The organism is Streptomyces sp. NPDC060002 (assembly GCF_042737245.1).
GTDB lineage: Bacteria > Actinomycetota > Actinomycetes > Streptomycetales > Streptomycetaceae > Streptomyces.
On sequence record NZ_JBHWUW010000123.1, the window covers coordinates 1 to 2,676 of the forward strand.

Sequence of the window (2,676 nt, forward strand, 5' to 3'; positions counted from 1 at the left end):
AGGCCCGCGGATGGATCCGCGGGCCTGGTCCGATGTGCGCAACCCGGGTTACGCGCAGGAGATCCGGGAGGCGTTCGGACGGCGGTACTGGACCCAGTACATGCCGCACGCCGGAGCGATCGAGTTCCGCGACATCGGGTGGGCGGCCTGATCAACTCGGCACGCATGAGGGGCCTGGGGAGCTCGGTCGGCGGTGGCGTGGTGAGTGCGCATGCGCTGTTCGGTGTCCGGGTCAGGAGGAGGTGAGTACACCAGCGATCTCCCACAACTTGGGGGCGGTCCAACGAGGTTGGGCGACGACATCGGCCGCCTCGCTCCAGTGTTGGCGCACTGGATGCCGCGATGAGGACGTCCGTCAGCCTGGGCATGCCGCGACCGCCGGAACGCACGCCCGGGCGGGGTTCGGGACCGGCCGGATGAGGTCGGCGACTCCTGGTCGACCATGCCGGCAGTTCACCGCCGTGCAGGGGGGGCGGAGGCCATCACCCGCCGTCCCGCGCCGGCGGCTGCCGGGAGCGGGCCCCGGCCGCCCAGTGCCTGCGCGACCGGCGCCCTCATCGCCAGGCTGACCGGCAGCTGGACCGCGACCAGGTGGTGGTACTGCTGTCCGCCCGCGACTTCGCAGGCCCGGGCGAGCAACTCCCCACCGTGACGCCTCCTCCTCCAGGCCCGCCCACGTGGCGACCCCGTACCCGGCCACGCGCCCAGCCGCCACTTCCTCCTCCAGGACCACGCACGCGTCCCGGCTGCGCAACCCCGAGTCCAGGGCGGACCGCTCGATGTCGTCGTTGGTCACGGCCCAACTGGCCAGTACCAGACATCGCCTGACGCTGCCGGAGTCAGTTCCCTCTTGAGGCCGTTATGGGACTCAGCCGCCGCTCTTTCGACGGAACGACCGCTGACTCGCGGCCGGGCCGTGCGCGCCGTGGACCTTCGAAGTGTCGGTGTTCGCAGCGAGCTCAGTGGCGTCCGCCTGCAGACCGCGCTTGCGCGCCAGCGCCTCCCGAAACTTGCGCTTCAAGTCGTACTGGCCGTCATCGTCGGGCGAGAGGGAAGGACTCTCGCCGTCAACCGACTCTTCGGGCGATGGAGACTCTGCAGCCATGGTGACCTCCTGAAACTGGGCAGTGGACAGCACAGCTTGTCATGGCGGACACCGCTCGAGGCACCCACGTCCTACATCGCCGACCGGCGTCGCGGGGAGTTGACACTGAACGTCTGAGGTTCTACAAAACCGTCGGAGGCGGCGAGTGCGCCCGGCCCACCCGCAGCCCCCGGCCCCATTGGACGGCCATGGCCCCGTGGCACAGCGGCTTCCACTCGGTGGGGGTGTCAAGCGCTTCGCGGTGAACGACATCGATCCCTCAGGTCGTATGACGCGCCGGTCGCCCGTTGATCGACATCCGTAACGGGTAGACGGGTCGGTATGGCTGAAGTGGTGGAGGCTGGACTGTGGGGGTTGGTGGCGGGCTCGGCGCTGCTGCTCGGTGCTGCGCTGGGGTACGGGCTCCGGGTGCCGCAGAAGGTGATCGCGACGGTGATGGCCTTCGGGGCCGGGGTGCTGATCTCGGCGGTGTCCTTCGAGCTGGTCGGGGAGGCGTACGAGGAGGCGGGGCTTGCTCCCGCGGTCATCGGCACCCTCATCGGCGCCCTGGCCTACACCGGGGGCAACGTGTGGCTGGCCCGCCGGGGTGCCCGCCACCGCAAGCGCTCCGGCCACGCCCGAGCGCAGGCCCAGCCTTCGGAGGCCGAGCAGGGCGGGTCCGGGACGGCGCTCGCGCTCGGCGCCCTGCTCGACGGGGTGCCGGAGTCCGCGGTGATCGGCGTCAGTCTCCTCGACGGCGGCGCGGTCAGCCTGGTGACGGTGGCCGCGGTGTTCATCAGCAACGTTCCCGAGGGGCTGTCCAGTTCGGCGGGGATGAAGAAGGCGGGCCGCACCAAGGGGTACGTCTTCGGCGTATGGGCGGCGATCGCCGCGGCCGGCACGGTGTCGGCCGTCCTCGGCTACACGGTGGTGGGTTCCTTCTCCCCCGCCGTGATCGCCGCGGTGACCGCGGTGGCGGCCGGGGCGATCCTCGCCATGATCGCCGACACCATGATCCCCGAAGCGTTCGAGGACGCTCACCTGGCCATCGGACTGATCACCGTCAGCGGCTTCCTCGTCTCCTTCGCCCTCTCGCATGCCTGACCGCCAGGTCGGGCGCGGTACGCGGTAGCGCGAGTGGGGACGGGACCTGCCGGCACCTCGGCCCGGACCCCGGCCCCGACTATCTCGACGACGACCGCGGCCACGGCTGGGCCGCCTCCGGGCCGAGCAATGGCCTCCAACCTCGTCCACGCAGCCCGAGCACTCAACGCGATGCCGCTGCCCGCTCCGCCGTCCTGACCTCGCAACGAAGGCCCCAAGACGAGATCGACGAAACCGTGGCGCTGGCGCTGATCGAGGCCATGACCCGCGAAGACCTCACCCTTCCGGAGCGGCGAGCACTCTGATCAGCTCCTACGTCTCGTCCAGTGGCGGCAGGCGCAGCCGCTCGGTGTCGTGCTCCATGGGAACGAGATCGATCTCATCGAGGTCGAGGTCGAGGTGCTCGTAGCCGTCCATGGTCAGGGCAATGGCACCGGCCGTCGGCGGGACACGGCCGGACAGCGTCCGCGGCCCCGGTCGGCGAGGAC

General features: G+C 70.7%; 2 protein-coding genes. One reads left to right on the forward strand and one right to left on the reverse strand.

Features of this window, described 5'->3' with window-relative positions:
* Nucleotides 1-868 precede the first annotated feature (868 nt).
* The gene (locus ACFWBD_RS41430; protein ID WP_385679395.1) at nt 869-1,105 is read right to left on the reverse strand and encodes a DUF5302 domain-containing protein; all 237 of its coding nucleotides are present in this window, start codon (nt 1,103-1,105) and stop codon (nt 869-871) included.
* A gap of 321 nt (nt 1,106-1,426) precedes the next feature.
* Between ACFWBD_RS41430 and ACFWBD_RS41435 the strand changes: the two genes are divergently transcribed.
* The gene (locus tag ACFWBD_RS41435) at nt 1,427-2,188 is read left to right on the forward strand and encodes a ZIP family metal transporter (RefSeq protein WP_385679398.1); all 762 of its coding nucleotides are present in this window, start codon (nt 1,427-1,429) and stop codon (nt 2,186-2,188) included.
* The last annotated feature ends 488 nt before the right edge of the window (nt 2,189-2,676 follow it).

Excerpts from the sequence above, each read along its gene's own strand:
- ACFWBD_RS41430 (WP_385679395.1), bottom strand. The coding sequence starts at position 1,105 with ATGGCTGCAGAGTCTCCATCGCCCGAAGAGTCGGTTGACGGCGAGAGT.
- ACFWBD_RS41435 (WP_385679398.1), top strand. The coding sequence starts at position 1,427 with ATGGCTGAAGTGGTGGAGGCTGGACTGTGGGGGTTGGTGGCGGGCTCG.